We start from the raw sequence: 221 nt of genomic DNA on the forward strand, positions 1-221 counted from the left end.
CCTTCGGAGTTTACACGGATGATTTCCCGTTGGCAGGATGACCCGGCTGCCTTGTATGACGCAGGTATTGACTATTCCATTCGTCAGCTTCGTGATTTGATTGAGGGCGGTGCGTTCGATCTGACTGCGTTTTACAATCGGCATCACACCGGCCGAAACCGGCAGCGTAATGCCCGCCCGTCTGGCAAGGTTCAGGAACCGATAGAAATGCATATTGTCAA

Annotated in this window: 1 pseudogene; it reads left to right on the plus strand. The window is 52.5% G+C overall.

Features of this window, described 5'->3' with window-relative positions:
- Positions 1-18: 18 nt before the first annotated feature.
- Positions 19-221: pseudogene (locus H6B10_RS16915) on the plus strand (hypothetical protein); the annotation flags it as partial.

It is taken from the genome of Gemmiger formicilis, from assembly GCF_016901605.1.
Classification (GTDB): domain Bacteria; phylum Bacillota; class Clostridia; order Oscillospirales; family Ruminococcaceae; genus Gemmiger; species Gemmiger formicilis_B.